This is a genomic window from Streptomyces sp. NBC_01264, from assembly GCF_026340675.1.
Lineage (GTDB): Bacteria > Actinomycetota > Actinomycetes > Streptomycetales > Streptomycetaceae > Streptomyces.
Genome location: NZ_JAPEOX010000001.1, coordinates 1,137,149 through 1,163,121, shown reverse-complemented (window position 1 = coordinate 1,163,121; position 25,973 = coordinate 1,137,149). Strand labels below are relative to the sequence as shown.

Annotated in this window: 25 protein-coding genes and 2 pseudogenes; 12 read left to right on the top strand and 15 right to left on the bottom strand. The window is 68.4% G+C overall.

The window, feature by feature from the left end; genetic code table 11:
* Nucleotides 1-72: 72 nt before the first annotated feature.
* Together OG435_RS05280 and OG435_RS05275 are read left to right on the top strand one after the other, a co-directional pair.
* Entirely contained in the window at nt 73-951 is an 879-nt protein-coding gene (locus OG435_RS05280; RefSeq protein WP_266875625.1) for a universal stress protein, read from the top strand.
* Nucleotides 952-975: 24 nt separating this feature from the next.
* Nucleotides 976-1,968, top strand: coding sequence for an Acg family FMN-binding oxidoreductase (locus tag OG435_RS05275; RefSeq protein WP_430625581.1), 993 nt, complete (start codon nt 976-978; stop codon nt 1,966-1,968).
* A gap of 41 nt (nt 1,969-2,009) precedes the next feature.
* Here the strand turns inward: OG435_RS05275 and OG435_RS05270 are convergent, their stop codons facing one another.
* Nucleotides 2,010-2,831 (bottom strand): ABC transporter permease subunit, encoded by an 822-nt coding sequence (locus tag OG435_RS05270; RefSeq protein WP_266875623.1) that lies wholly within the window; start codon nt 2,829-2,831, stop codon nt 2,010-2,012.
* Nucleotides 2,828-3,415 carry an ABC transporter ATP-binding protein gene (locus OG435_RS05265; protein WP_266875621.1) on the bottom strand — a complete coding sequence of 196 codons (588 nt, stop codon included), beginning with the start codon at nt 3,413-3,415 and terminating at the stop codon, nt 2,828-2,830. Before OG435_RS05265 ends, OG435_RS05270 begins: the two co-directional genes overlap by 4 nt.
* A 192-nt stretch (nt 3,416-3,607) precedes the next feature.
* On the opposite strand from OG435_RS05265, the gene OG435_RS05260 reads away from it, so the two are divergent.
* Nucleotides 3,608-4,459 carry an IS5 family transposase gene (locus OG435_RS05260; protein WP_266875534.1) on the top strand — a complete coding sequence of 284 codons (852 nt, stop codon included), beginning with the start codon at nt 3,608-3,610 and terminating at the stop codon, nt 4,457-4,459.
* A gap of 18 nt (nt 4,460-4,477) precedes the next feature.
* On the opposite strand, the gene OG435_RS05255 is transcribed toward OG435_RS05260, so the two are convergent.
* From OG435_RS05255 to OG435_RS05240, 4 genes are read right to left on the bottom strand one after another with little or no spacing between them, the layout of a single operon-like run.
* Nucleotides 4,478-6,895: a glycoside hydrolase family 65 protein gene (locus tag OG435_RS05255; RefSeq protein ID WP_266875619.1), complete on the bottom strand. Its 2,418-nt coding sequence runs from the start codon at nt 6,893-6,895 to the stop codon at nt 4,478-4,480.
* Nucleotides 6,892-7,650: an HAD family hydrolase gene (locus OG435_RS05250; protein WP_266875618.1), complete on the bottom strand. Its 759-nt coding sequence runs from the start codon at nt 7,648-7,650 to the stop codon at nt 6,892-6,894. Before OG435_RS05250 ends, OG435_RS05255 begins: the two co-directional genes overlap by 4 nt.
* Nucleotides 7,647-8,333: a helix-turn-helix domain-containing protein gene (locus tag OG435_RS05245; protein ID WP_266875616.1), complete on the bottom strand. Its 687-nt coding sequence runs from the start codon at nt 8,331-8,333 to the stop codon at nt 7,647-7,649. The genes OG435_RS05250 and OG435_RS05245 overlap by 4 nt, the downstream gene beginning before the upstream one ends.
* Nucleotides 8,334-8,338: 5 nt before the next feature.
* A complete protein-coding gene (locus OG435_RS05240; RefSeq protein ID WP_266875614.1) occupies nt 8,339-9,415 on the bottom strand; it encodes a zinc-dependent alcohol dehydrogenase family protein in 1,077 nt (358 codons plus the stop codon).
* Between the two features lie 177 nt (nt 9,416-9,592).
* On the opposite strand from OG435_RS05240, the gene OG435_RS05235 reads away from it, so the two are divergent.
* The 3 genes from OG435_RS05235 to OG435_RS05225 all read left to right on the top strand — a co-directional run bounded on the left by OG435_RS05235 (nt 9,593) and on the right by OG435_RS05225 (nt 12,265).
* Nucleotides 9,593-11,017, top strand: coding sequence for an MBL fold metallo-hydrolase RNA specificity domain-containing protein (locus OG435_RS05235; protein ID WP_266875613.1), 1,425 nt, complete (start codon nt 9,593-9,595; stop codon nt 11,015-11,017).
* A gap of 281 nt (nt 11,018-11,298) precedes the next feature.
* Complete coding sequence (locus OG435_RS50060; RefSeq protein WP_323187784.1) at nt 11,299-11,592, top strand: hypothetical protein; 294 nt, start codon at nt 11,299-11,301, stop codon at nt 11,590-11,592.
* 10 nt (nt 11,593-11,602) lie between these two features.
* A complete protein-coding gene (locus OG435_RS05225) occupies nt 11,603-12,265 on the top strand; it encodes a CBS domain-containing protein (protein WP_266875611.1) in 663 nt (220 codons plus the stop codon).
* A gap of 390 nt (nt 12,266-12,655) precedes the next feature.
* Here OG435_RS05225 and OG435_RS05220 read toward each other — a convergent pair whose 3' ends face one another.
* Genes OG435_RS05220 through OG435_RS05210 form a run of 3 tightly spaced genes read right to left on the bottom strand, consistent with a single transcriptional unit; the run spans nt 12,656 to nt 14,857 of the window.
* Nucleotides 12,656-13,168 (bottom strand): hypothetical protein, encoded by a 513-nt coding sequence (locus tag OG435_RS05220; protein WP_266875609.1) that lies wholly within the window; start codon nt 13,166-13,168, stop codon nt 12,656-12,658.
* A 14-nt stretch (nt 13,169-13,182) separates the two neighbouring features.
* Nucleotides 13,183-13,428: an integrase core domain-containing protein gene (locus OG435_RS05215; protein ID WP_430625580.1), complete on the bottom strand. Its 246-nt coding sequence runs from the start codon at nt 13,426-13,428 to the stop codon at nt 13,183-13,185.
* A gap of 34 nt (nt 13,429-13,462) precedes the next feature.
* Nucleotides 13,463-14,857: an IS30 family transposase gene (locus OG435_RS05210; RefSeq protein WP_430625579.1), complete on the bottom strand. Its 1,395-nt coding sequence runs from the start codon at nt 14,855-14,857 to the stop codon at nt 13,463-13,465.
* Between the two features lie 62 nt (nt 14,858-14,919).
* On the opposite strand from OG435_RS05210, the gene OG435_RS05205 reads away from it, so the two are divergent.
* Together OG435_RS05205 and OG435_RS05200 are read left to right on the top strand one after the other, a co-directional pair.
* Complete coding sequence (locus OG435_RS05205; protein WP_266875607.1) at nt 14,920-15,387, top strand: tyrosine-type recombinase/integrase; 468 nt, start codon at nt 14,920-14,922, stop codon at nt 15,385-15,387.
* A gap of 171 nt (nt 15,388-15,558) precedes the next feature.
* A pseudogene (locus OG435_RS05200) lies at nt 15,559-15,738 on the top strand (putative PEP-binding protein); the annotation flags it as partial.
* 245 nt (nt 15,739-15,983) lie between these two features.
* Here OG435_RS05200 and OG435_RS05195 read toward each other — a convergent pair.
* From OG435_RS05195 to OG435_RS05185, 3 genes are all read right to left on the bottom strand, one after another.
* A complete protein-coding gene (locus tag OG435_RS05195; protein WP_266875605.1) occupies nt 15,984-16,985 on the bottom strand; it encodes a 3-oxoacyl-ACP synthase III family protein in 1,002 nt (333 codons plus the stop codon).
* Complete coding sequence (locus OG435_RS05190) at nt 16,982-17,245, bottom strand: acyl carrier protein (protein WP_266875603.1); 264 nt, start codon at nt 17,243-17,245, stop codon at nt 16,982-16,984. Before OG435_RS05190 ends, OG435_RS05195 begins: the two co-directional genes overlap by 4 nt.
* A gap of 139 nt (nt 17,246-17,384) precedes the next feature.
* On the bottom strand, nt 17,385-19,262 hold the full coding sequence (locus OG435_RS05185) for a ThiF family adenylyltransferase (protein WP_266875601.1): 1,878 nt from the start codon (nt 19,260-19,262) through the stop codon (nt 17,385-17,387).
* 403 nt (nt 19,263-19,665) lie between these two features.
* Between OG435_RS05185 and OG435_RS05180 the strand changes: the two genes are divergently transcribed.
* A complete protein-coding gene (locus OG435_RS05180) occupies nt 19,666-20,217 on the top strand; it encodes an EF-hand domain-containing protein (RefSeq protein ID WP_266875599.1) in 552 nt (183 codons plus the stop codon).
* Nucleotides 20,218-22,511: 2,294 nt separating this feature from the next.
* Nucleotides 22,512-22,814, top strand: a pseudogene (locus OG435_RS05170) (hypothetical protein); the annotation flags it as partial.
* 8 nt (nt 22,815-22,822) lie between these two features.
* On the opposite strand, the gene OG435_RS05165 reads toward OG435_RS05170, so the two are convergent.
* Nucleotides 22,823-23,631, bottom strand: a protein-coding gene (locus OG435_RS05165; RefSeq protein ID WP_266875597.1) for an IS5 family transposase whose coding sequence is annotated in 2 segments (ribosomal slippage) — nt 22,823-23,292 and nt 23,292-23,631 — 810 coding nt in all. Because the reading frame shifts where the segments join, the coding sequence is not laid out codon by codon here.
* Between the two features lie 91 nt (nt 23,632-23,722).
* Between OG435_RS05165 and OG435_RS05160 the strand changes: the two genes are divergently transcribed.
* Entirely contained in the window at nt 23,723-23,848 is a 126-nt protein-coding gene (locus OG435_RS05160) for a hypothetical protein (protein ID WP_266875595.1), read from the top strand.
* Between the two features lie 103 nt (nt 23,849-23,951).
* On the opposite strand, the gene OG435_RS05155 is transcribed toward OG435_RS05160, so the two are convergent.
* Complete coding sequence (locus OG435_RS05155; RefSeq protein ID WP_266875593.1) at nt 23,952-24,533, bottom strand: DUF2231 domain-containing protein; 582 nt, start codon at nt 24,531-24,533, stop codon at nt 23,952-23,954.
* Between the two features lie 536 nt (nt 24,534-25,069).
* Nucleotides 25,070-25,267 (bottom strand): DUF6479 family protein, encoded by a 198-nt coding sequence (locus OG435_RS05150; RefSeq protein WP_266875592.1) that lies wholly within the window; start codon nt 25,265-25,267, stop codon nt 25,070-25,072.
* Between the two features lie 213 nt (nt 25,268-25,480).
* Here OG435_RS05150 and OG435_RS05145 point away from each other — a divergent pair, with 213 nt between their 5' ends.
* The gene (locus OG435_RS05145) at nt 25,481-25,876 is read left to right on the top strand and encodes a hemerythrin domain-containing protein (RefSeq protein WP_266875591.1); all 396 of its coding nucleotides are present in this window, start codon (nt 25,481-25,483) and stop codon (nt 25,874-25,876) included.
* Nucleotides 25,877-25,973: the final 97 nt, after the last annotated feature.

Sequence of the window (25,973 nt, the reverse complement as noted above, 5' to 3'; positions counted from 1 at the left end):
CTCGGTCCTTCCCATGGCACGACAAGCGGAAGAGGCTGAGAGAAGCCGACCATACGACTCCGGGAGGAACGCATGTCGAACCGGATCACAGTAGGGCTGGACGGATCGGGCGCCGACACCGCCACAGCCGACTGGGCCGCCCACGAGGCCGAACTGCGCGGCGCGGCGCTGGAACTCGTCCACGCGGAGGACTGGACCCAGTACGGGCCCTTCGCCGTTCCGCTCCCCGAAACGCGTGATCAGTGGGCTGAGGAGCTCCTTTCGCGCACACGGGACCGGCTGCTGCGCGAACACGGCACGCTCAACATCAGCACCCACGGCAGCAAAGGACTCGCGGCCTCCAAGGTTCTCGCCGCGTCCGCAGCCGATGCGGACCTGCTCGTTCTCGGCTCACGCGGTCTCGGCGCCGTCGCAGGGTTCATCGTGGGCTCGACCGGATCGGCGACGATCCCCGAGACCGAGACGCCCGTCGTCCTCGTGCGCTCGATCGACGGCGAAGACCGTCCGCCCGGGAACCCGGGCGATGCCGGGCCGGTGGTGCTCGGAGTGGACCTGCGCAGCAACTGCGACCGGCTCCTCGCCTTTGCCTGCGAGGAAGCGGACCGGCGGGCCTGCCCGCTCGCCGTCGTACACGGGTGGTCGCTCCCGCCGGTCTTCTCCTACGCTCCCGTCCTCGATCCCGGCGTCGCGAAGGAGATGGCCCACGGACTCGAGACCACGCTCCGAGAGCTGCTGAGCCCCTGGGAGAAGAAGTACCCGCGGCTCGCCCTCGATGCCCGCATCGTCCTCGGCCAGCCCGCCATCCAGATCCTGGACGCCGCGTCCGGCGCGGCACTCGTCGTGGTCGGCCGGCGCATCCGTCGTCCGGCACTCGGCGCCCGCATCGGCCCCATCACCCACGCGGTGATGCACCACGCCACCTCTCCGGTCGCCGTCGTGGCGCACGGCTGAGGCCGCACAGACAGGACCAGTCCCGTGATCGCAACACACTTCGACCCCGACACCGTCATCCGGCTCGTCGGCGACGCCGTCACCGCCCCGTCCATGCACAACGCCCAGCCGTGGAAGTTCGTCTTCCATGTCGGCAGCGGCGCCCTCGCCCTTTACGGAGATCCGGAACGCGCCATGACCCGAACCGACCCGGATCACCGTGGCCTCCACCTCGGTTGTGCCGCGGCGCTGTTCAATTTGCGTGTGTCCGCGGCCTGGCTCGGTCTCCCGGTCCGCGTGCAGCTCTTGCCCGACGAAGCCGAACCATGGCTGCTGGCCACGGTGACGATCGACGAGACCACGGGCGCGGATCACGAGCTCGCCTCCCTGCACGGCGCCGTCCGGCGTCGGCACACCAGTCGGTACCCCTTCAGCGAGGAGCCGGTGCCGACCGCACTGCTGGACGGTCTGTGGGCCGCGGCCCGCTCGGAAGGCTGCCGACTCACCGTCCCGGACACCTGGCACATCGACACCGTGCTCGGGCTGGTACGAGACGCAGAACACCGCGAGGAGATCGATCCACTCGCCCAGGCGGAAACCGCGGCCTGGACCTCCCACGCGCCGGACCCTGCGGGCACACGCAGGGACGGCATTCCCGCCGCCGCATTCGGACCGAAGGGTTCAGGCGGCCCCACCCCCGTACGCGACTTCGGTTGGGCCAATCCGATTCCGGATCGCGGCTGGGCCGTGTTCGAGAAGCGGCCGCAGCTGGCTCTGCTGAGCACCTCGGGGGACACGAGAGCCGACTGGCTACGCGCAGGCCAGGCGATGGAACGCGTTCTTCTGCAAGCCACTGCTGACGGCCTTGCCACCTCGATGACGTCGCATCCCCTGGAATGGCCGGAGCTGCGGTGGACGCTGCGTGACCCGGTCGCGGCCATGGGACACGTGCAGATGGTCTTCCGCCTCGGCTACGGCCCCGCAGGCCCCGATACGCCCCGCCGCTCGTTGTCCGAGGTCATGGAGATCCGGGAGTAGAGCCGGCGGAACGCCGCGTAGACGATCAATGGCGCATCCGCTCAGGGCGCGAGGTCCCGGCGTCGGAGCAGCAGATGGGCCAGCAGGATGCCCAGCACTCCCACTCCGACCAGGATCCCGAGCTGGGGCCAGAGCACGCCGCCTCCGGCAAGGGCGTCGCCCGGGGCGTAGTAGTGGAAGGGGCTGAGGAACCTCAGCGGGGCTGTCGGCGACCAGGCCAGCGCGATGAAGTTGACGGCGAAGCCGACGGCCCCGATCGCGATGGTCGCGCCGACCACCTGGGCCCGCCGTCGTCCCGCCGCCGACACGGCCATCGCCGGCCCGATCAGGCACAGGGCGAAGCCGAGGCCCATGAGCCCGGCGGCGAACACCCCGCTGATCGGCACCGCCCGGTGGATGTCCGGTGACAGCGCCACCCCCACCGCGACCGTGAGGGTCGCGGCCAGGTTCAGGGCCAGCGCCGCGAGCACCAGTGCGGCGGTCCGCTCGGCCAGCAGCCGGGTACGGCTGACGGGACGCACCATGACGAGTTCCACCGTCCCGGATTCCACGTCCGCGGCCACGGCGGCCGCGGCGAGCGAACCGATCGCGGTGAGCTGGATGGCTATCCAGAAGGGGTGGGTGAGGCCGGCGCCCAGCAGTCCGGGGTAGCTGGCGATCGACACGTCGCCGCTGGACCCGCTGAAGGCCCGGTAGGCCGAGGGTGGTCCCTTCCCGCCCGCGGAGAAGAGCTGCCCCGGAGGAATCGCATGGGCGACCACCACCATGAGCGCTTCGAAGACGACCATCCCGACGAGCAGGGCGGCCAGCATCCGGCGCCGCCGGTACAGGGCGAGCCACAACAGTGGCCACTGGCGTCTCACGGTTCCTCCCGCCCCGAGCCGCCGCGGTAGAGGTCCATGAAGGCCTCGTCCAGTCCGGCCTCTTCCACCGTGACGTCGGCCACGGCCAGTCCGAGCAGGGTGCGCAGCGCGCCCACCACCTCGCTCGGCGGTACGAGCAGCTCCACCCGGTCCCCCTGCCAGCGCGGGGTCCAACGCTGGGCGTCGCCCAGCGGCCGCTCCCCCTGCCCGTCCGTGAAGGACAGCCTGATCCGTCGGGCACGGGCCTTGCGCAGGCCGGCGACGCTCTGGAACGTGACAAGCCGTCCGTCCCGGATGATCGCCACCCGCCCGCACGTGCGCTGCACCTCCGGCAGGATGTGGCTGGAGAGCAGGACGGTGCGTCCGGTGGCGGCCGCCTCGCCCAGCAGTGCGAAGAACGTCTCCTGGACCAACGGGTCCAGTCCCTCGGTCGGTTCGTCGAGCACCACCAGATGCGGATCGTGCTGCATCGCCTGCACCAGCCCGAGTTTCTGCTTCATGCCCCGCGAGTAGCCCCCGACGGGGCGGGCGAGGATCGTGGGCGTCAGCCCCAACCGGTCGCACAGCTCGCCGCGGCGGGGCACGGGTGTTCCCTGGAGCGCGGACAGCAGATCGAGCGTCTCCGCTCCGGAGAGTTCGGGCGTGTCAGCGATTTTGTGTAAGACCGACCGGCAATAGGCAGCCTCTGTCGAGTGATCGAGCGCGGTGGATGCAGTGCGGGCACGGGTCCACGTGATCATGGAGTTCTCTACGCTCAGTGATCACGAAGGACGGCCGTGCCCGCGCTGCCATCTTGCCTGCTCGAACCCCTCTGGGACCAGTTCTCCGCCCTCCTGCCCGCCCGGCGAGAGTTCGCTGCGGACCACCCGCTGGGCTGCCACCGCCGCCGGATCGCTGACCGGACGGTCTTCGAGCACGTCGTGCTCGCGCTGGTCCACGGCTCAGGCTACGAGCGCATCTCCACCCCCGGATGCTCCGACCGCACCATCAGACGCCGCGTCAAGGAGTGGTCTGAACTGGGGATATCCGAGAAGGTCCACGCACTGGCTCTCGAGGCGCACGACCGGATGATCGGTCTCGGGCTGGGCGAGATCTCGGTGGACGGCTGCATCACCAAGGCCCCGTCCGGCGGTGAGAAGGCGGGACGCTCCCCGGTCGACCGGGGCAAGCAAGGACTGAAACGCTCGGTCGCCTCCGACGCCTGCGGTGTCCCGATCGGAATCGTCTCCGCCGGCGCGAACCGGCACGACTCACCCCTGCTGGGCCCCACCCTGGAGGCGGCGAAGGCACAGGTCGGCGCAATGCCGACGGCGGTCAACGTCAACCTCGACCGCGGCTACGACAGCACCACGTCCCGTGCGCTTATAGCCGAGTTGGGATTCACGGCCGAGATCGCGCGTAAGGGCGTGCCAGCCCCGATCCAAGCCGGCAAGCGCTGGGTGGTCGAGCGCACGCACTCGTGGATGAACGACTACGGCAAGCTGCGGCGCTGCACAGAGAAGAGCGGCAGCATCGTGGACTTCTACCTGTACCTGGCCGCCGCCCTCGTCACGCTCCGCATGCTCATCCGTCGAGCAACGAGCCGCTACCGCTGGGCCGACCGCCCCACCACCCGACGCCTCAAGTGATCCATTTGCCGGTCGGTCTTACACAAAATCGCTGACACGCCCGCCCTTGGGGAGCCGGAACCACCGCTCCTGGCCTGCGGCAATGTGTTCGTGCCGGTCGCCGGGCAGGACCAGGGGCACGGGGCCCAGGGGTGACGGTGGGACGGAGATGCCGAGTCGGCCGGGCCGGAACCGGATACGGATGTCCCGGTGCCCAAGGTAGGAGATCGAGAACGAGGAACCGGGGACTTCGGAGAGGGGCACCGGGTCGATGTGCAGGCCGTCGTCGTGGGGCTCGAGTCCGACGATGCCGCGTTCGACGAGGTCGAGGGTGCCTCCCATGGCGCCGAGGTGGATCCCTTCGCCGGTGGTCCCGCCCTGGACGTCGGTGATGTCACTGAGCAGGGCTTCCTGGCAGTAGCGCCAGGCGTCCGGGCCCTGCTCCCGGGCGAGGACCCAGCCGTGGACGAGGCTGCTGAGCGTGGAGCCGTGGCAGGTGCGCCGCAGGTAGTAGTCCACCGTCCTGCGCCAGAGGCCGTCGTCGAGGCGGTGGCCGAGCCGAAGGAAGAGTTGTTCGAGCTCTGCGGGGCGGAATAGGTAGCCGAGCATGAGGGTGTCGGCCTGTTTGGACGCCTGGTAGCGGTTGGGTGTGTCGTCTTCGGCTTCCAGGATGCGGTCCAGGCGGCGGATGTCGTGGTAGCGGGCGCGGTAGCCGTCCCAGTCGAGCTCGGCGAGGTCCCCGTAGCCGTGGAACTGGCTGATCACGTCGCGATGGAACGGCACGTACAGGCGGCGGGAGACGTCTTCCCAGGCTCTGAGGTCGGCGGCGCCGATGCCGAGTTGCGTGAGGAGCTCGGCGCGCCGGGCCGCCGGGAGTTCCCCGTACACGTCGAGGGCGCGGGCCAGCACCCACGCGGCGGTGACGTTGGTGTAAGCGTTGTCGTCGATACCAGGAGCGGTGGCGTCCGGGTAGGCATCGTGATATTCGTCAGGTCCGACGACGCCCCGGATCCGGTAGCGGCCGAGGCCGGTGTCCCATGTCGCTGCGCCGGCCCAGAAGTGGGCTGTGTGCAGCAGGAGTTCGGCGCCCGGGCCGTGCATGAATCCGGCGTCACCGGTGGCCTGACCGTACCGCCACACGTTCCAGGCGATGGCCGACCCCACATGGTGCTGGAGGTGCGAGTGGTCGGGCAGCCAGCGGCCGGAGCGCGGATTGAGGTGCAGCCGCTGCGTCTCCTCGCTGCCGGAACTACCACTCTGCCAGGGAAACATGGCTCCCTTCGCCCCAGCCCGGCGGGCGGCCTCCAGGGCCGCGGGGAGCCGCCGGTGCCGGTACATCAAAAGGGCTCGAGCGGTCTCGGGAAGGTGGAGGGCGAGGTAGGGCAGGACGAACAGCTCGTCCCAGAAGACGTGACCCCGGTACGCCTCGCCGTGAAGGCCCCGGGCGGGGACGCCGGCGTCGAGCTCCGCGGTGTGCGGAGAGAGGGTCTGGAGCACGTGAAAGGCGTGCAGCCGCAGAACCTTGCCGGTGTCGCCGGGTACCTTCAGCTCTCCTTCGCTCCAGAGGCGTTGCCAGGATGCGCGGTGGGAGGCCAGCAGGGTTGGGAAGTCCGGGGCGTGTGTCGCACAGTCGATGCTCCTCCGCAGGGGATCGGCCGAGGGACGGTCGAGAGAAGTGCACAGGGCGGCGGTCTTCACGACGACGACCGGGGCGGCCCGCTTGATCGGCAGGACGAGCGTCTGTGTGGCGGTGGTGGCGGTGCATGTCCGCCCTACCGGTGCCACAGGACCTACTGATGTCCGGACTGCGAGCCCGATCCGTACCCGGGAGGTGGTGGTGCAGGAGAGCCAGGCGGTGCCCTCAGCCTCCACCCCAGCCCGGTGCTCGACGAGGTGCCGCCCGGCCAGGGCGCGGTAGCGGTCGACTCCCGCGTTGGTGACGTCGCCGTCGAGTACGGACTCGATCTCGATCCTGCCGCTCCAGCCGTACGCTCTGAACACCGTGTTCTGCGCGGCCAGGTTCGGGTCGCCCATGTGAACGAGGCGAGTGTGGGTGACGCCCAGGCGGCGGCCTTCGGCGTCGTGGAAGAGCATGCGGCGGGTGAGCGTCCCGGCACGCAGGTCCAGCGACACGCGGCTGTGGCGCAGGGTCGGGTGATCGGGCGTGAGCCAGTCTCCGGGCGGTGCACCCTCGGGCAGGCAGCGGTACCGCAGAGCGGTCCAGTCCGGCAGCCGGACCATGTCCTCGTTGGAGACCGCTCGTCCGCCGACGGCGGAGGTGAGCCGGTTGTAGCAGCCTGCGAGGTAGGTGCCTGGGTAGTGGATGTCGTCGGCGACGCTTTCGGGGGCTGAACCGCGGGTGGCGAAGCGACCGTTGCCCAGGGTGCACAGGGACTCGACCAGCCGCTCGGCCTTGGGGTCGTAGCGCTGGTACTCCCAGCGCCAGGCCGTGGTCACGGGCGGTCTCCTTCGAGTGCGGCGGGCAGCCCGCCGAGGTCGGGGAGGACGAGCTGGGCGCCGTGCGCCCGCAGGGCATCCCTCATGTGCGGTTCGCCTTCGCGGTTGAGTCCCACCACCAGGCGGAACCGGCCTCGGCGTCCCGCCTCGACGCCGGCGAGTGCGTCCTCCACCACGGCAGTGTGAGCGGGTGCCGCGCCGAGACGGCCTGCAGCTTCGAGGAAGAGCGCAGGGTCGGGCTTGCCCGGAAGGGCGAGTGTGGCCGCGTCCTGGCCGTCCACCAGGGCGTCGAAGTAGCCGATGAGCCCGGCGGACTTCAAGAGGGAGCGGGCGTGCCGGGAAGCCGAGACGGCTGCGCACCGGATCGCCTTCTCCCTCAGTTCTTGGAGCACGGGGCGCACGTCCTCGAAGGCGCGGACACCTTCAGTGCGCAGGGTCGCGGAGAAGACCGCCTCCTTGCGGGCGGCGACCGCGTGGACGGTGGCGCACCCGGGCGGATCCCCGGGCGTTCCGGGCGGGAGGTCGATGTGGCGGGCAGCGAGGAAGGCGCGTACGCCGTCGAGACGGGCCCTGCCGTCGACCAGGGCCCGGTAGTCGTGGACGGCGTCGAACGGGCGCGGTCGTGCACCGGCCTGCGCTGGCTGCCACTCGTGGAGGCAGCCGTCGAAGGTCTCCTTCCAGGCGGCTGCATGGCGGTCGGCCGTTGCGAGGAGCACTCCGTCGGTGTCGAAGACGACCACCCGTAGGTCGTTCATGAGTCGTGCACCACGCGACGGCCGGTGATGCGGGCGGGGGTGATTTTCATCCAGTGGCTACGCGGTCCGCCGGCCCAGGGGTGAGAGCGGGCCGTGCTGTTGAGGTGGTGAATCTCGTCCGGGTTCGTGACCGCTGTCAGTTCGCCCACGGCCAGCACGCTCCAACCAGTGGCGGTCACGTCGTCGATGTTGTCGATCTCGAAGGCGACCTCGGTTCCGGCAGCTCTGGCAGTGACGGCTTGTGTGGAGGTACGGAAGGCGATGTCGGGGCCTGCGATGAGGTAGTTGACGGGGAGGACGGCCGGGCCTTCGGGGGTGAAGATGGCGATGCGGCCCACGCCGTGCGTGTTCAGCAGCCGTCGGCATTCGGTCTCGTCCAGTGGCACGAGCGTACTGTCGCGCCGGGCGGTGGATCGGCCGGCGACGCGGTGGGCATTGACGCCGGTCAGGTCGTCGACGGTGAGGCCGAGGGCGTCGGCCACCCGGACGAGGGTGCCGATGGCAGGGCTGGCGGCGTGCTCCTCGAGGTAGGCGATGTACGTGGCGTCGGCGCCGCACCGCCTGCCCAGTTCGTCGCGGCTCAGACCGAGGGCTTCGCGGCGGGCCGCCAGGCGGCGGCCCAGGTCGGTGCGTCCGGTCATCTCGCCGGACCGTTGCGGGTGGGTGCTCGGTGTGCTCTTCATGGCACTCACTGCTCCTGGGGCGGTACGGCGACGGTGTCGTGCTGCGGCGCGCCTAGCACGACCTTGAGGGCGCCGGTTTCGCCTGCGTTGGAGAAGACGTCGTACGCCTCTTCCATTTGGTCCAGCTCGAAGCGGTGGGTGACCATCGCGGCCCCGGGCAGTCGGCCGGCGGCCATCATGCGTAGCAGCATGGGGGTGGAGTGGGTGTCGACGAGGCCGGTGGTGATGGTGACGTCCTTGATCCACAGGTCTTCGAGGTGGAGGACGGCGGGCTTGCCGTGGACACCGATGTTGGCGACCCTGCCGCCCGGGCGGACCATGCGGGTGCACATCTCGAACGACTCGGGCACGCCGACGGCCTCGATGACCACGTCCGCGCCGAGCCCGTCCGTGAGGTCCTCCACCAGCTGCTCGGGCTCCTCGGCCGCGCTCGCGGTGGCATCGGCACCGAGATCGCGCGCGGCAGCGAGCCGGGACGCGGCGAGGTCGACGGCGATGATCCGACCGGGGCTGTAGAGCTGTGCCGTGGCGATGGCGGCCAGGCCGATGGGGCCGGCGCCGACCACGACGACCGTGTCGCCCGGACGCACGTTGCCGTTGAGCACGCCGACCTCGTAGGAGGTCGGGAAGATGTCGGCGAGCAGTACGGCGTCGTGGCTGGCCAGGGCGCTGGGCAGCGGGTAGACGGAGAGGTCGGCGAAGGGAACGCGTACGTATTCGGCCTGGGTGCCGTCGATGGTGTGGCCCAAGACCCAGCCGCCCCCTCCGCGGCACTGGCCGTAGTGCCCTTCGCGGCAGAAGCGGCAGCGGCCGCACGCGGAGATGCAGGAGATCAGGACGCGGTCACCGGGGCGGACGCTGCGGACGTCGCCGCCGGTCTCGACGACGGTCCCGACTGCCTCGTGTCCGAGGATCCGGCCGGGTGTCACTTCGGGGACGTCGCCCTTGATGATGTGCAGGTCGGTGCCGCAGATGGTGACGGCGTCGATGCGGACGATCGCGTCGGCGGCGTCTTTGATGGAGGGATCCGGGACGTCCTGCCAGGAGGTCCGTCCCGGCCCGTGGAAGACGAGTGCCTTCATGGCGCGGCCTTCTCTCTGTGTGCTGTGCGCGAGGGGTTCACCGTCAGGCTGTGCCCGTATCCCTCCGTCCGGCTTGGGCCGGTCGGCCCCTATCCGGGGCCGGAAGGTCCCCAGCGCACAGGGCGTTCCAGTGCGACGGTGGAGACCGGCATCCGTTCCGAAAGGAGGGCTGCTGCCATGTCCCAGTCAGCCCCGTCTCCTGCTGCTTCCGCCCGCCCGGCCCTGCTGAGGTTCCTCGGCGGAGTGCGGACGGTCACCGGCAGCAAGTTCTTGGTCGAGAGCGACCACGCCCGGATCCTCGTCGACTGCGGACTCTTCCAGAGTGTCGCGGACTTGCGCCGTCGCAACTGGGACAAGCTGCCCTGTGACGCCTCGGACATCCACGCCGTCGTGGTGACCCACGCCCACCTGGATCACTGCGGCTACCTGCCGCGACTGGTCCGGCACGGCTTCCGCGGCCCCATCCTCACGAGCGTCCACACCGCCCGGCTTGCCGAGATCGTGCTCCGCGACAGCGCCCGCCTCCAGATGGAAGCCGCCGAGCACGCCAACCAGCACGGCTGGTCCAAGCACCGCCCCGCCAAGCCGCTCTACGACGATGACGATGTCGAACACACGATCAAGTACTTCGACCCGGTACCGGTGGGCAGCGAGATCGAGATCATGGCCGGCACGAAGCTGATGCTGCACGACGGCGGTCACATCCTCGGATCCGCCTGGGCACACCTGACCCTGGAGGACGGCCACACGCCCGCCGTCAGCGGCGACCTCGGCCGCCCCGGTCACCCACTCCTCCTGCCGCCCGAGCCGTTCTCCGGCGCCGACGTCCTGCTGATGGAGTCGACGTACGGCAACCGCCGCCACGACCACGAGAGCGCCCGCCGGGAATTCGCCTCGGTGATCACGCGGACGCTGTCCCGTGGCGGGACCGTGGTCATCCCGGCCTTCGCGATCGACCGCACCGAGGTCGTCCTGCACGAGCTGGCCACCCTGCGCAGCGACGGCACCCTGCCCCGCCACGTACCTGTCTACGTCGACAGCCCCATGGCCCTGGCCGCACTGGACGTCTACCGCGACGCCATACGGGCCCACTCGCCCGAGCTGCGTCCCGAGATCCTTGCCCAGGGCGAGGCGGCGATCAGCCCGGAGCCCTTCCTGGCCACCCGGACCGTCCAGGAGTCGATTGACATCAACAACACCACCGGACCGGCGATCATCGTCTCGTCCGCCGGCATGGCCACAGGCGGCCGCGTCCTGCACCACCTCCACCGGATCCTGCCCGACCCCCGCAACGCCGTGGTCATCGTCGGCTTCGCCGCCGCCGGCACCCGCTCGCGCGACCTCGTGGACGGAGCCCGCACCCTCAAGATGTTCGGCGAGTACGTCCCCGTACGCGCCGAGGTCGCCGACGTCCCGCACTTCTCCGCGCACGCCGACGCCGACCAGATCATCGACTGGCTGCGCAACGCCCCGGCCCCGCACACCACCTACCTCGTCCACGGCGAGGAGACCGCCTTCGAGACCCTCCGGAACCGCATCGACCACGAGCTGGAATGGACGGCCGTCGTACCCAAGTCCGGGGAGGCCGTCCTGGTCCGCTGACCGGGCCAGACGGTCCCCGCGGTATGCACCGCGCGGCCCTCCCGGCCCCGGTGGCCGCCGAGCAGGGTGGATGCGAAGGGTTGGAGGCACTCCATGAGCACCATGCACACCGTCCTCGAAGCGTTGGCACCAGAAGCCCGCGAAGCCCTGCTCGCGCACTCCCACCAGGTGACCTTCACGGCCGTCACCCGCATCTTCAACGAACGACGGCGGGCCGAGAAGTTCTGGATCATCCAGTGCGGCACCGTGGACCTCGACACCCAGTCCCCGGCCGCAAGAACGTGGTCGTCGACACCCTCGGCTACGGCGAGCTCTTCGGCTGGTCCTGGATGTTCCCTCCCTACAGCTGGCACCTGGGAGCCACCGTCTCCCGCGAGGTGCGCGCCCTGGAATTCGACGCCGCAGCTGTACGCCAACTGTGCAATGAGGACTCGGCCGTCGGTCGGTCCGTCTCCGTCTCCTTTGCCGTTGCCGTGGGCGCGGTCATCGCCGCCCGGCTCGACTCCGCCCGTACCCGGCTCCTTGACCTGTTCGCCCTTCACGGCAGCGGCACCCCGCTCGCCTACGCACGCTGAGGACCCCGCCATGACCTCCACGCCGTACACCGTCGCCGACGTCATGACCACCAAGGTCATCGCTGTCACCCCCTCTACCGGCTTCAAGGACATCGCCACCGCTATGGAGCGGTGGAAGGTGACCGCCCTCCCCGTCGTCGAGGGCGAGGGGCACGTCGTCGGCGTAGTCTCCGAGGCCGACCTCCTGCCCAAGGAGGAGTTCCACGAGCACCGCCCGGGCCTGATCGAGCAGATGCGCCGCCTCGGCGACACAGCCAAGGCCGGCTCCACCCTCGCCGAGAACATGATGACCACCCCGGCCGTTACGATCCGCCCCGACGCCACCCTGCCTCAGGCCGCCCGTCTCATGGCCGACCGGCACATCAAGCGACTCCCGGTCGTCGACGCCGACGGCACCCTCAAGGGGATCGTCAGCCGCGCCGACCTCCTCAAGGTCTTCCTCCGCACCGACGAGGAACTCGCCACCGAGATCCTCCGCTCCGTCGTCGACCGTCTCTTCCCCCTCTCCCACGAGGCCGTCAAGGTCACCGTGGCCCAAGGGATCGCCACCCTGACCGGCGAGGTCCGCGATGGCAACCTGATCCCGTCGGCCGAACGCCTCACCCATGCTGTGGAGGGCATCGTCGACGTCCACTGCCAACTCAAGCACCGGGCTGAAAAGACCAGTTCCTGACCCTCCGTAGCGCCGGGGGCTGCAACTGGCGCAGTGCGGTGGCGCGGTGCCCGCCTCATGAAGATGCCAGTTGTGGAGAGAGGATCTTCAACCTGGTGCTGAAGACCCGCCACGTGGAGTGCGTGGCGATCCTGGAGCCGGTCGCGAAGGGCGCCTGACCTGGGACTTAATCAGTAAGCATTATGTGCAGTGTGGGCGTTATGGGCGATATCTTGACGCTCATTTTGGCGAGTCGTCAGGTGGATTTAGAGTCTCGGGCTATCTCGCCCGCGGGCGCCAGCAGGGCCCCGAGGAATCAGCGATGACACTTCGGGGGCGGCTCGGGGCTCGCGGTTCAACGAAGCCGCGACACCTCCGCGTCGGAGGGCCGGGTCTACGGTGACCTCGGTGTCAGCGTGAGTAGGTGGACGGCCTGACACGGTTGCCGGTGACGATGCCAGCGAGGACGAGCCGGTCGGTGGAGGCGCCTCGCGGCCGGTGAGTCGCCAACCAGGCCACTTCGTCGACGCGCAGGGTGCCGCCGCTGGCTGTCTTGGGAGTGAGGTCGAGGACGAGGAGCTGGCCGAAGGGGACGTTGGTATTGGTGTACTCGGCTTCTCGAGCGAGGTACTTCCCCTCGATGTGAGGGCGGCTGTTGTCGTCGGGATCCTGCTTCATCTCTGTCAGGTAGCGCAGAGATGAGAACTGGACCAGGACGTCGGCGCGGCCCATGCCGGCGTTGTTCGTCTCTACCTGCACAATGCCGTGCAACGGGCCTGTTAGCAGCCAATGGTGGAAGTCGCGCTGCAGGTCTGCCTCGTTCGCCTTACGGTGGCCCTTTTCGGGTTTGCGACGGTAGTCGAAGGGCGGGTCGTCCTTAGTGCCGGCGCCGATGAGGTGAGCTTGTTCCGCTTTGACGGACACCTGTGCCGTGGTGGTCAGGCGGCGAGGGCTGTCTCGTATTCGGCGGGACTGTGGTAGCCGAGGCTGCTGTGAAGCCGGTGCAAGTTGTACCAGCTCTCGATCCACTCGAAAATCGCGGTGCGTGCGGCAGCCCGGCTCGGCCAGGGGTAGGTATCGCCCAGCTCGTTCTTGAGGGTCGAGAAGAACGATTCCGCGAGCGCGTTGTCCCAGCATTGCCCAGTGCGTCCGACCGACAGGCGAATGCCGAACTCGTCGGCCAAGAAGGCGAGTTCACGGCTGGTGTATTGCTTGGACTCAACCGGTCGTTGCAACACAGGCCTGTTGGAGCAACAGTACTTGCTCGTTGAGTGCCTCGGCTGGGGTCTTCCAGCCGAGTGCCTTGCGTGGTCTGGTGTTCAGTGCGTGGGCGACAGCTTCGATGTCCTCGGCGGACCAGCGTGAAAGGTCGGTGCCTTTCGGGAAGTACTGACGCAGGAGCCCGTTCGTGTTCTCGTTTGTGCCTCGCTGCCATGGGCTGTGTGGATCGGCGAAGAACACAGGGATACCGGTCTCGATGCGGAACTGCGTGTGTGCCGACATCTCCTTGCCGCGGTCCCATGTCACAGAGCGCCTCAGCTGCTCGGGCAGCGTCGACATCGTGTTGGCGAGTGCGTTCTTCATGGAGATCGCTCCGTAACCGGCCAGGGCGGGGCCGTTCTTCGTTCGGGGGATTGTCCCGAACCCTTCCTCGCGGGGCAGGTGGACCAGCATCGTGAACCGGGTCGACCGCTCGACTACGGTGCCGATCGCGGAACGCTCCAGCCCGATGATCAGGTCCCCTTCCCAGCGGCCGGGAACAGCACGGTCCTCGACCTCGGCGGGCCTCTCGCTGATCAACGCTTCCGGCGTCACGTGCGCCCAGGTCTTCCGGCGTGAACGCGCCCGCGGCGCACGCAGAGCGCGACCGGTTCGAAGACACAGAATGAGCTCGCGTTTCAGCGCTCCGCGGCCCTGAATGTAGAGGGCCTGGTAGATCGCCTCGTGGCTGATGCGCATGGACTCATCATCCGGGAATTCCAGCTTGATCCGGTTCGCGATCTGCTCCGGACTCCAAGCCTGGACCCATGCCCGATCCGCGCGATGCGGCTTGTTCCGTCCCGTCCAGTTGCCTGTTGCAGGACCTGCGATAGCCCTGCCGCATGGCGTGCTGATCTGACCGGACAGTCGCTCCTGGACGTAGGCGTGCAACCGCGGGTTGGCAACGAGCTTTGCCGCTTTCGGGCGGCGTGCAGCCATGTCGGCTTTCCACTGGGCAACGGACGCCCGATAGTCACGCCTGCCGGCTCTCGTGGCCGCGTTGCGCCTCAGTTCCCGGGAAATCGTTCCAGGATCACGACCGACATCTCGAGCGATCTCGCGCACTCCTTTGCCCTGGGCTTTGAGAAGCGCGATTTCTTCCCGCTCGCGAAACGACAGGTATCTGCCCGAAGGCGGCTTCGGATCGAACGGTCGCATGCCGCCACACTGGCGGTACCAGCGCGTCGCGACCGCCGGCGCCACGCCGACGACGGCCGCGGCCTCCTCGGCAAGAAGGCCCTTGGCGATCTCCGTCCAGAACGCCGCCTCGACATGACGCTGGTACTTCGGATGCCCCGGAGACCTCAACTTCGGACGCACCGCCCTGTCCGCTGCCTGCTGACGACGAACCACCCCACACCTCCACGATCACGAGGTGTTGCGACGACCAGTTGAATCCGCCCTGCATCCGTCACTTGAAGTGGCGTGACCAGGATGAAGGGCGCGCCGTTCCGATCCCGACCACCATCGTGGTGAAGATCAGGCAGCACGTCGAGCAGCATGGGACCTACCGGGTCGCGACCGGCCTGAACCGGATCGAAGGTGACTACCTGTTCTCGAACGTGGGCGGTACCAACATCCTCATGTACTCGCTCGTGGACCGGCTCTGGCGGTCGGCTAAGGCTGGTGCCGGCATCACCAGGAGGATCACTCCCCACTGGCTCCGTCACTTCTTCGCTTCGGCTGGACTGTCCAAGGGTGTACCGGTGACCGACATGGCTGAATGGCTCGGACATCGAGACCCCAAGATCACATACCAGACCTACTCTCATGTGATGCCGGACGCGCCGCAGCGGCTGCGAACGGTCATGGACTCGGTGTTCACCCTGGAATCGGAGCTGACCCTCCCCCTGTCGTTTGAGGCACTCGCCGAAGCGGCCTAGCAGCGACGGGTGTCCCAGACCTGATTCGCCTGCCTGAACACTCGAGGAAATCGACTAGGTCCTCCTGCGCCCTGGTGGGTTCTGGGGCGTCGATGCGTACTCGGAGCTCGTCGAGCAGCTCGTCAGCCGCATCCGAGGCACGTGCGTCAACGGATCCCCAACAACCACGTGATTCGACCCGGCCTCAAGATCGGCGTCTGCGGGGAAAATGGAGGAGACCCGAGCTTCGTGTACTTCTTCCACGAGGCCGGACTCGGCTGCGTCTCGTGCTCGCCGTTCCGCGTCCCCGCCGCCCGCCTGGAGGCTGGTCGTGGGGCCCTGCCGACACGGTCTGCGGACGCGACGAAGTGACCCGCCACCCAGGCCGGTGAGTCTGCTGCCGTGCTGGTCGCCATCGGACAGGGTCGCGTCAGCCCCGGCGTTTCGGATCTGCGGGCCACGCTGGAGGAACAAAACGCGGAGGGGACGGCGGGGCTGTACCCGGGAAAGGACAGGGAACTATGGGGGAGGGGGCGCAACTCAGGCCGGCGCGGCGCCCCCCCCGAACACTCCTCGAGAACTCGCCTCCCTCAGCGGCGTGAGCGCCAGAGCGGGGGTCACAGCCAACGCTGTACGGTTCCGGCCCAGGTCATTCCCGCACCGACGGCGACGTGGAGAACGGTGGTGTCCGGGTGGAGGCGGTCCTGGTCCCGTGCCACGTGGAGGGCCATGGGAATGGAGGCCGCGCCCGTGTTGCCGAACGTATCGGCGGTGACGACGAGTTGTGAGGCGGAGATGCCCAACTCAAGACTCAAGGAACGCAGCATGCGGGGATTCGCCTGATGCGGAACGACGAGGTCGATCTCGCCCAGGGGCAGACCGGACAGCTGGACGAGTCTGTCGACGATCTTGGGGAAGACGTCTTGGAAGTAGGCCGCGACGGCCTTCCCGTTCATGTGCAGGTAGTGACCGCCTTCGGAGACGGTGCGTTCGGTCGTCGGCCGGGCGCTGCCGCCGGCCCGGATCCCCACGATGTCGGCGAGTGCGCCGTCGGTTCCCTGTGCGCTGCACAGGATGCCCTTGCCCGTGGTCGCCGGACCCACGACCACGGCGCCTGCACCGTCCGCGAACAGGACACCTGTGGAGCGGTCGACGGGATTTTGGAACTTGGAGAACGTCTCCGCTCCGATGACCAGGGCGTGCCCATCGGGGTGGGACGCGGCGAGGATGTCGCGGGCCGTCTTCAAGGCGTAGAGGAAGCCCGCGCAGGCGCCGCCCACGTCGGTGGCCCAGGCCCGGTCCGCACCTAGACGGTGCTGCACCCGGCAGGCCGTAGCGACCGCGAGCTGATCGGGTGTGCTCGTGGCCACGAGGATGACGTCGATGTCCCTGGGAGAGAGGTGGGCATCGGCGAGTGCGTGCTCGGCGGCTGAGACCGCGAGTTCGGACGTGGCCTGGCCGGGTTCCGCGTACTGCCGCTGCCTGACCCCGGTCATGCGCTCGATCCACTCCGGGTCCACGCCGTACTGGTCGGCGATCTGCGCATTGCTGACCCTGCGCCGTGGGACGTGGACTCCCAGGCCCTGGATTCCGAAGGCGGGGGACGGCTGGCGGGTCACGTGCGGACTTCCCGGGTGTTCGCATCCTGCACGACGCGTGCGCAGTGGGCCACGGTCACGCCCTGCTCGGCCAGCCGTGAGTCGTCGACCGGCATGCCGAATTCCTCCTCGGCCCGGACCGCGATCTCCACGACCTGGAGCGAGTCGAGGTCGAGGTCTTCGACAAGTCGGGACTCTGCGGTGATTTCATCGACCGGACGATCTGCGACGGCGGCGACAAGGGCCGTGACCCGGTGCAGGATGTCAGCAGCTGTGGACATGGTGGATTTCCCATCTCGGTGGACCACGTGGAGAGGTCTGTTGACGGTGGTGTTGGTCAGACGCAGGGCAGGGGCGCGGTGTTCTGGTGCGATGCTGTGGCCACGGCGTGGGCCATCGCATTGATCTTCGGGGAGCACCTCAGGCGAGGGTGCTCCGGTCGCCCCCGGTGAGGATCTCCAGGTCGGTGTAGAAGCGTCCCGACGGGCGGGGCTGGCCCAGCAGGATGCGGCGCGCGGCGTCGGCGGTGAGGGCGCCGCCGAGTGCGACTCCCGAGGCGAGTTGCGGCCAGCTGCTGAGGGTGATGCCGATCTGGGAGATGGAGGCCCTCAGTTCCGGGCTGATGCGCTCCCTGTCGACCATGGTGAGGATGACGTCGACCATCTCCTCGTGGGTGAGGTCCTTGAGGTCGCTGGAGGTCGTCTCTCCGAGGAGGCCGTGCAGGAGGGGCCGCTCGGGTTCGAGGTCGAAGCGTTCCACGTCCAGCAGGCCGCGGTCATTCGCGTCCATGACCACCGGGACACCTAGGTCCCGGGCGCGCTCGCGGGCGGCGATCTTCACGTAGGGGGTGTCGCACTCTTCGACCAGGAGGTCGATGGGGCCCGCGCCGCCGGTGAAGAAGTCTTCCATGGTGTCGTCGGTGAGGCCGTCCTGGTAGAGCTCGATGTCCAGCCAGGGGTCGATCTCCAGCATCTGCCGGGCCGCCAGTACACATTTGTTCAGCCCCAGGTGATGGACGCCCGCGCGCAAGCGGTTGAGGTTCGAGACGCTGAGGGAGTCGAAGTCGGCCAGCTTGAACGATCCGCCGATGCCTTCCATCGCGAAGGTCAGGGCGGCACTGCTGCCGACCGAGAGACCGATGATGCCCACACGACGTCCCAGCAGCCGGCGCTGCTGCGCACGGTCGATCCGACCGCGGTTGCGGTCGGTGCGCACGAGGCGGAACTCCTCGCGAGGGAGCAGGTGCACCAGGCGTCCCGACCACGGGTACCAGACCCAGGTCCCGTACTCCTGCGGGTCGGTGCCGGCCAGTTGTTCCGATACGGCCCGCTGCACGGCGTCCGGCGATGAACGTAGACCGGGCTCGCGGCTGGTGACCAGTTCCGCCAGCTGATCCGCGATCGTGTCCAGTACCTCGCGGACCTCACCCGAGTCGATTAGACGCTGCAGGCCGATCCGGTCGTGCTCGTGCGCCGGGGTGAAGAGCACGGGCTGCCAGCACGCGCCGGAACGCGGATCGCCGCTCGTGGCGGTCGCCGCGACCGTGAGACGGGTGGAGGACAGGCGTACGAGGTCCTGCGGGGCCGTGCCGGGCCGCGGTGTCGCACCCAGCACGGCATGCTGCGCGGGGACTACCGCGGCGGGGAAGGATTCTTCCAGTTGCTCGACGAGCCCGCCGAACTCGCCTGACGGGAGTCCGGGGCGGTACAGCATGATCACCACGTCTTCGGTGTAGTGCTCGACGTAGCGGCGCGTACCGGGGACGGGGCGGAAACCGAACCGCTCGTGGAATCGGTCCTGCCCGTCGGCGGTCCCCGAGGTCCCGATCATCGCCTTGGCTCCCAGGAAGCGCGCGGCGCCCATGGCGAAGGCATTCAGATGGATCCCCAGGCCCAGCTTGCGCGCCTGGTGCTCCACCACCAACCGACTGTGCTCAAACGTTTCCGCAGTACCCAGGCCGTTCTCCCTGAGAACGTCGTCGTAGAGGGCGGCTCCCAGGTACGCCCGGGTCTGGAAGAGGTTGCCTGTCTCCGGCGTCGAGAGCCTCACGTACCCCAAGGGCGGACCCCCGGCCTCCCGCCTTCCGACGAAGTGCCAGGCGCCGAAGTCCAGTTCCTGGTCGTCGGCGTAGCCGCCGTCCGGTGTCCGGAAGTCGGGGCGGCGGCCATGGTCGAAGAGGATCCTCGCCCTCAGCTCACGGATCCGCCCGACCAGCTCTGCTTCTCCCGCCCCACCCGCCTCGACGCGGAACGCGGATACATGCCACGGAACGCCCGCGGTCGTATGAATGTTCTTCATGACCAGTAACCCACTTCGACTAGCGCATGCTGCTCAGCTGTGCTCCGGGGGCGCACTCCCAGCGCACCCGAGATCACAACGAGTGCGCCGATGATCGGTTGCGCGCTTGCTGTCGTGATCGTCCGGAACACCTCGACGAGGGGTGATGTGCAGGTGACCGGCAGCGGGTGCGAGGCATTGGAGCTTTGAGGCGTCCGGAGTTGGCGCCGTGGGGGCCGGACCTTGCAGGGGCCTCGGGCGCGCCCGGGGTGTGGTGCCGCCTGAGACGCCGTCGAGTGGGTGACGACTGGATGTCTGTTCCCCGCGTCCGGATGGGTGAGGGACGAGGGCGGCGATGATCGGCCCCGCGAAGGATGGGCCGCGAAGACCGCATTGACGTCCGCCACTCCTCGGAGGAACCCTCGTGCCCGACCTCGCCACCCCGGTGCTGACCCGCAAGATGCACTACATGTTCACGCTGCTCGACGCCGACCGGGACGGCTACCTTAGGGAAGACGACCTGGCTGCTGTAGCCGACCGGATGGCTGAAGCGTTCCCGGGGCAGCCGGACCGGATCCGCACGCTCCGCGACGCCCTGCACCGGCTTTGGGCCGACCACCTCGCACACCTCGATCTCGGGGGCGGCCGCCTCGACCTCGAAGCCTTCGAGCAGGGGATCCGACGCTCGGTGGCCGCCAGCCCCGTCACCCTGCTGGAGACCCTGCACGCGGGGGCCTCGGCGTGGCTCGCCCTGACGGACGTCGACGAGGACGGACTGATCGGGCTGGACGAGTACCTGCGGCTCAGCCGGGCAATCGGTGGAGTGCCCGCGCAGCGGATGGAGGAGGCGTTCCGCCGCCTGGACCGCGATGGGAACGGCACCTTGGATCCGGCTGAAATCGATGCCGCCGTGGTGGAGTTCTTCACCAGTGAGGACCCGGATGCCCCGGGCAACTGGCTCTACGGCCCGTTCTGATCGGCCTGGAATCCGGGTCCTGAATTTCAGACGACCTGGACGGCCGTCCGCTGTGCGTGCCGCTGGACAGGTGGGGTCGGGGGCTCCTCGTGAGCTCTTCTGTGAGCGCGTCCACGGTGCCGGCGCACGGCGGGGAGCCCGCGCCCCCGAAGGGGTGCGGTCGAGCGGGCCGATCGCCTTGATCCGGTGAGTGGCCTCGGCGGTTGACGTACGGTCACCGGCTTGCTGCTGACAGCGGCAAGGTAGCGCCGGGCCACAGCAAGGTCGTCGGTGAAGTCGGCATCGGCACCAAAGGGGTCCGGCCACTATCAGGCTTCTTGGTGCACTGAGCGTGACATGGCGTGCGTCGTTGATGCCTTTGCTGTGGGTCCCGGTGTGCTGCCGGGTGGCGGGGGAGCGGGCGTCTCCGGATCCCGTGCTGGTTCGGTGCTGACTCGGACGTCCTGTGCGCCGAATAGCCGCAGGTGGTAGCTCTGGTCGGATGAGTTGTCGTACCACTCGATGGTGGTCCCGATGAGACTGGCGGCGACGATCCGTCTGATGCCGGACGGAGCCTTCGGGTCGGCTGCGGTGGAGGCCATGTGGACCACTTCCAGGATGTCTGGAGGGACGTCGGGTGTGGCCACAACGTAGAAGTCCGCAGGTCAGCGGCATATGTGGCGCGCCATCACAATCAACCCCACCTGAGTGTGCCGCGCCACCATACGGCCCGGACCGATCCCCGTGGACCCCTCCGGAAGCGGGTAGGAGGCCCCTGTCGGAATTGCAGAGTTGCGCCTGTTTTGGGAGTGCGATGCTGGTTTCGTGCTGGTTACGCAGCGTTGAGCGCGATGTGATCCGGTCGATCCGATACAGAACGGGCGGGGTAGGGATCCGAGATTGCTCCGCCTCTGAGTGCGATTCGCGCTCGGTGTGGGCTCGCGCGTTTTCGTGGGAAGTTTGAGCGTGTATGCCTGCCTGGCTGCGGGGGCTCTGGCCGGCACGTCATGAGGGCCGGATCGCTGCCAAGCCTGAACTTTGAGTCCGGAACTTCGTTGCCCGTAGGTGAGGCTCAGGTGGAAGCCGTCCGGCTCTTCAGGGTCGACGCCCTACCTCGACCGCGCCGCGTGGACTTCGTCGCTCGCCCCGGAGCTGACGCGCCGCTGCCCGGCTTTGATGCGCTCGAGGACGCGATCGCGATGTTCTGGAACTGGATCGGACGGACCCAAGAGAATTCTGCGAGGACTGGATGAACGGGACCCGCTACGGTGAGGTGAAGGGCTACGACGGCCCTCCGATTCCTGCCCCCGAACTCCCCCCAACTCGCTTGAAGCCCAGGGGAAGAACGGGCTGAACTGCACTGACGTCAGGCGAGCCGCGAGTTGGACAGTGTCACAGCCCGCGCTCCGCTTCTTTCTGGTCAGATGGTGAGCGGCTGGCCCATGCGGCGGTTTTCTGATCTTGAACATGTGTCCCGTGTGGGTGAGGGTGTGGTCAGGTCTACTCGGATGGATGCTGGCCTTTTGCTGACTCTACTGACGAGTAGTTAGATGACGCTATCGGGGGCGAGGGCGCGCGCCTCCTGGAAGGCGATCGTTGCGCAGGGGCCTCCAGTCTTGATCCCCATAGGCGGCGCGGGCGTCTCCGTTGCCCTTTTGCCGAGGCTGCGGCTCAGTCCTCCTCCCTCGCGTAGGTCGTGCCGCCACGTTGTGGGTAGTCCACAAAGCGGGTAGGTGAAGCGGTCGAGGATATGCCGGTGGGCGCCCCGCGCTGTAGCTGATGAGCGGTCGGTAGCGGGGCCGTTCACCGTGCCCAGCGCAAGGCCGTGGCAGCGTCGAGGGCGATCGTCGGGTCCTTCGCCATTCGAGTGGCCGCCGCACGCTAACCGGGTGGTGTGGGTCAACCGCCGGGATCCGGCTCCGGATCCTGGTCCGAGAGCCGCGTCGGGAGCCCGGTGCCGGCGCTGACGGCTTCCGCGACGTCGGCCAGTGCCTCGGCAACGGCTTTCGCCGCGTCTTGCACGGCCTGGACGGCCAGATCGTCCGAGGCGGCCTCGCGTATGGCCGGGGGAGGGGGGAGGACGTCGCTAAGGCCCGGAGTGACGTTCCGTAGGGCGGAGGTGACTTCGCCGGGTATACCCAGATGGTTTTGACCGGGATCTGGGCGAGCTGGGGGAGCGCCACCGGTCTTGTTCCGGTCGCTCCGTGTCGAAATGGTGCCGCGGTTGAACCGCGTCGATGGCCGAGGCATCTGCCGATAAGCCGCTTGGCTCACTCGGCCGCTCGGTTAAGGCGCCACGGGGCAGAACATCCTCCATGGATAGCAATCGTGAGATGGACCCGGAGCATCAGGTCCCGGACGGTGGCGACGAGAAGACAGTGCACGCGTTGGGTGCGCTGTCGAAGGCCCTGGAGACCACGGAACGGGCCCGCGGCCATCTGTACGGGTTCCACCAGCTGACCGGGACGGCGGATTTCGAGCTCGGGGACGCGGTCCGGCTGCTGCGCGAGGCGGGCCACGAGGAGCAGGCAGCCCGGGTCGAGCGCGAGATCGTGGGCCGCAACGTCATCCCCGGCCACTGGACGTTCCAGATCGTCGAGGCCTACAACGAGACTTACTGATCGTTTCAGAATGAGGTTCGGAGTCGCCGTAAGCAGATGATGCTGCAGGCGAGTTGGAGGAGTCCGAGGTGGAGGTCGGCTCGTATCTCGTAGCGGATTCGAAGGCGTTTGAACTGGTGGAGCCAGGCGAAGGTGCGCTCGACGACCCAGCGGGTCTTGCCCAGGCCGGAGCCGTGAAGTGTGCCGCGGCGGGCGATCCTGGGGGTGATCCCGCGGGCCCGGATCAGGCGCCGGTACTTGTCGAAGTCGTAGCCGCGGTCGGCGAAGAGTCGGCGGGGTCGGTGACGTGGCCGTCCTCGAAGCCCGCGGATGCGGGGTATCGCGTTGAGCAGAGGCATGAGCTGGGTGACGTCGTGACGGTTTCCGCTGGTCAGGGAGACGACGAGTGGGGTTCCGTGCCGGTCGACGATGAGGTGGTGCTTGCTCCCCGGGCGGGCGCGGTCGACTGGCGAAGGTCCGGTGTGAGCCCCCCTTTGAGGGCTCTGACGTGCGAGGCGTCGATCGCGGCGTCATCCTTGTCCAGCAGCCCGGCGGCCCGCAGCTCGGCCAGGAGGACTTCGTGGAGGCGGGGCCACACGCCTGCCTCGGTCCAGTCCCGAAGCCGGCGCCAGGCCGTCACACCACTGCAGCCGAACCGCTCAGCGGGAACGTCCCGCCAGCTCACGCCCTTGCACAGCACGTAAACGATGGCCCTCAACGCCGCACGATCGTCTACCGGCAGCCGCCCGGGATACCGAAACCGCCTGGCCGGCCGCTCCGGCAACAATGGGGCCACACGTTCCCACAGGTCATCAGGCACGAGATCAGCAGACACACCCCAGATCCTGCCGACACCACACCCAACTGCCAAGCCCCGCAACCAATCTCATTCTGAAACGATCAGTTACTACCAACCCTTCGCCGCGGTGGAACGGGACATCGTCGACGAGCTGGCCGGCGGGCGTGACCACCTCCTGGAGGCCCGACTCAAGACGAAGCGCCGCACCCACCACCATCCCGACCACACGGCAACACCGCCTTCCATCTCCTGAGACGAGGCCCCGTGAAGTGGGGGAGGGCGGGGAGCGTACGGAAGCTCCCCTGACCGACCGGGGCCTCTCAAGGCCCGGGCAGAGCGGCGCGCAGCGGTGTCCCTTACGTTGCGGCGTGCGCTCCGACAGACTGCCGGTATGCCACGTGCCCGCCCAGCGCACCGCTGATGGCCACGGCAGCCAGTCCGCCCAAGGACCACATCCGCCCCTTCGCCGAGCGGCCCTGGAGCCGCGCTGCCAAGGACGCCGTATAACAGGCCACCGCGGCCACGTTGGAGACGGCATGGGCCAGCCCGACCCGCGCCTGCTCGGGCGGCAGGTCCGCCCAGTCCGCCCAGCCGGCCACTGCTGCCGGGGCGACACCGGTCAGGCCGACGGCGGTGAGGGTGGTCGCGGCGTGTCGGGCGCCGGGTACGGCGTCCAGTACCGAGGCCGACAGCCAGCATCCGATGGGCACTTGGACGAGCACGGGGTGCACGGGGTGGCCCAGGGGCCTGCCGCGCAGCAGGTCGCGTACGCCACCCAGGGGAAGAGAGCGGATGCCCCTCTGGAGAGCCCTGATGGCGGGATCGGCCGCCGTCGTACGTTCGAGCCGGTCCAGGGCTGTGAGCCACCAGGCCGAGGCGGTGTGAAGTGCCACCGCCGGGTCGGCCGTGAGCGAGGTGTCACCGGTGCGTGAGTTCATACACGACGCCTACCCGCCATCACGCTGTCATCCCGCCAGAGCCTCGACTGCACCCGAACGATCGACCCGCCAACGGGGAGCGCCGGCAGAGCGTGGTCCGGGCTCAGTCGGGACAGGCAAGCGCTGGAGGCGAGCAGGATCGCAGCGAGGGCGGGGATGAGTACCAGATCCGAGAATATGTTGCCCCGCCACGTCCCCACCCGTGAGCGCAGATCGCGCGGCGGGAGCCGCATCGGCTCTTCCGGTCGGCTGAAGAGGTCACGCGTGCGGAGGCGCCGGGGAAGCGGGGTGCAGCGGGACGGCCCCAGTCTCACCTTCTGCGACTCATCGGGCCTCCACACCCTCCTGTATGCGGCCTCATCGCGCAGGAACCGGGTCGGACCATTCGCCTCAAGAACCCGCCTCCGCAGTTCGCTCACCTGCTGAGACTCATGGGCGCCGCCCAGCTCTTCCTTGTGACGGAGGCTTGAGGTGTCGGCGGCCTACCTGTGCCGCAGTCGAGGGATCGGCCGGTTCAGCCCGTTGGATCCGTCGTGCTACGAGCCGGGATACGTCTGCCAGGAGTCTGCGCGACACTGAGCGACGGGGTTCTGCTCGACCGGCGGTGCCTCGCGGCGTCTGCGTCGGCTCCCGTACCAGAATGCGCCGATCAGAAGGACGACCAGGACCACTCCGGCAAGCATGAGGAAGAGCGAGGCCTGGCCTTCGGCGGCGAGCGTTCCGATTGCAGTCATGCGCAGCCCTTACCCGTTCCCAGCGGACATATCAGTTCTCAACGGGGTTTATCGGTTAACCCGGGCGCGTCAGCTCCACCGTTGGACCGTCTAGCCGCTTCGCCCGTCCAGGCCAATCCCTCGCTTGGGACGAGCAGCGTGATCGCGGTCGGGGTACACGGGTGGGGGGTGGCCGTCCGCGCCGCTCCTGTACGAGAGCTCAGGAGGCGCTTGGTGGACGGGATCGTACTGCTCAAGGAAGACCACAAGACGGTTGAGAAGCTGTTCAAGCAGTTCGAGAAGGCCGGCGATGACGCGCACGCCGAGAAGCGGAAGATCGCGGACAAGGTGATCGACGAGCTGACCACGCACACCTGGATCGAGGAGAAGATCTTCTACCCGGCTGCCCGGGAGGCGGCGCCCGACACCAAGGACCACGTCCTGGAGAGCATCGAGGAGCATCATGTCGTGCTGTGGATGCTCTCTGAGCTGAAGGACCTCGACGCGGCCGATGAGCGGTTCGACGCCAAGATGAGCGTGCTGATGGAGAACGTCCGTCACCATGTCGAGGAGGAGGAGAAGGAGTGGTTCCCGGACGTCCGCAAGGCCATGTCGCAACCGCCTCACTGAACTCGGCGAGCAGATGGAGGCGGCGAAGAAGAAGGCTCCCGGCGAGCCCCTGGCCGTCCCAAGCGCCAAGCACTGACTGCGGGCCGCCAATTTCGTG

Bases quoted from the DNA above. Each gene is read 5' to 3' on its own strand.
- OG435_RS05280 (WP_266875625.1), top strand. From the start codon at position 73: ATGTCGAACCGGATCACAGTAGGGCTGGACGGATCGGGCGCCGACACC.
- OG435_RS05250 (WP_266875618.1), bottom strand. From the start codon at position 7,650: ATGAACGACCTACGGGTGGTCGTCTTCGACACCGACGGAGTGCTCCTC.
- OG435_RS05245 (WP_266875616.1), bottom strand. From the start codon at position 8,333: ATGAAGAGCACACCGAGCACCCACCCGCAACGGTCCGGCGAGATGACC.
- OG435_RS05240 (WP_266875614.1), bottom strand. From the start codon at position 9,415: ATGAAGGCACTCGTCTTCCACGGGCCGGGACGGACCTCCTGGCAGGAC.
- OG435_RS05235 (WP_266875613.1), top strand. From the start codon at position 9,593: ATGTCCCAGTCAGCCCCGTCTCCTGCTGCTTCCGCCCGCCCGGCCCTG.
- OG435_RS05225 (WP_266875611.1), top strand. From the start codon at position 11,603: ATGACCTCCACGCCGTACACCGTCGCCGACGTCATGACCACCAAGGTC.
- OG435_RS05190 (WP_266875603.1), bottom strand. From the start codon at position 17,245: ATGTCCACAGCTGCTGACATCCTGCACCGGGTCACGGCCCTTGTCGCC.
- OG435_RS05185 (WP_266875601.1), bottom strand. From the start codon at position 19,262: ATGAAGAACATTCATACGACCGCGGGCGTTCCGTGGCATGTATCCGCG.
- OG435_RS05155 (WP_266875593.1), bottom strand. From the start codon at position 24,533: ATGAACTCACGCACCGGTGACACCTCGCTCACGGCCGACCCGGCGGTG.
- OG435_RS05150 (WP_266875592.1), bottom strand. From the start codon at position 25,267: ATGACTGCAATCGGAACGCTCGCCGCCGAAGGCCAGGCCTCGCTCTTC.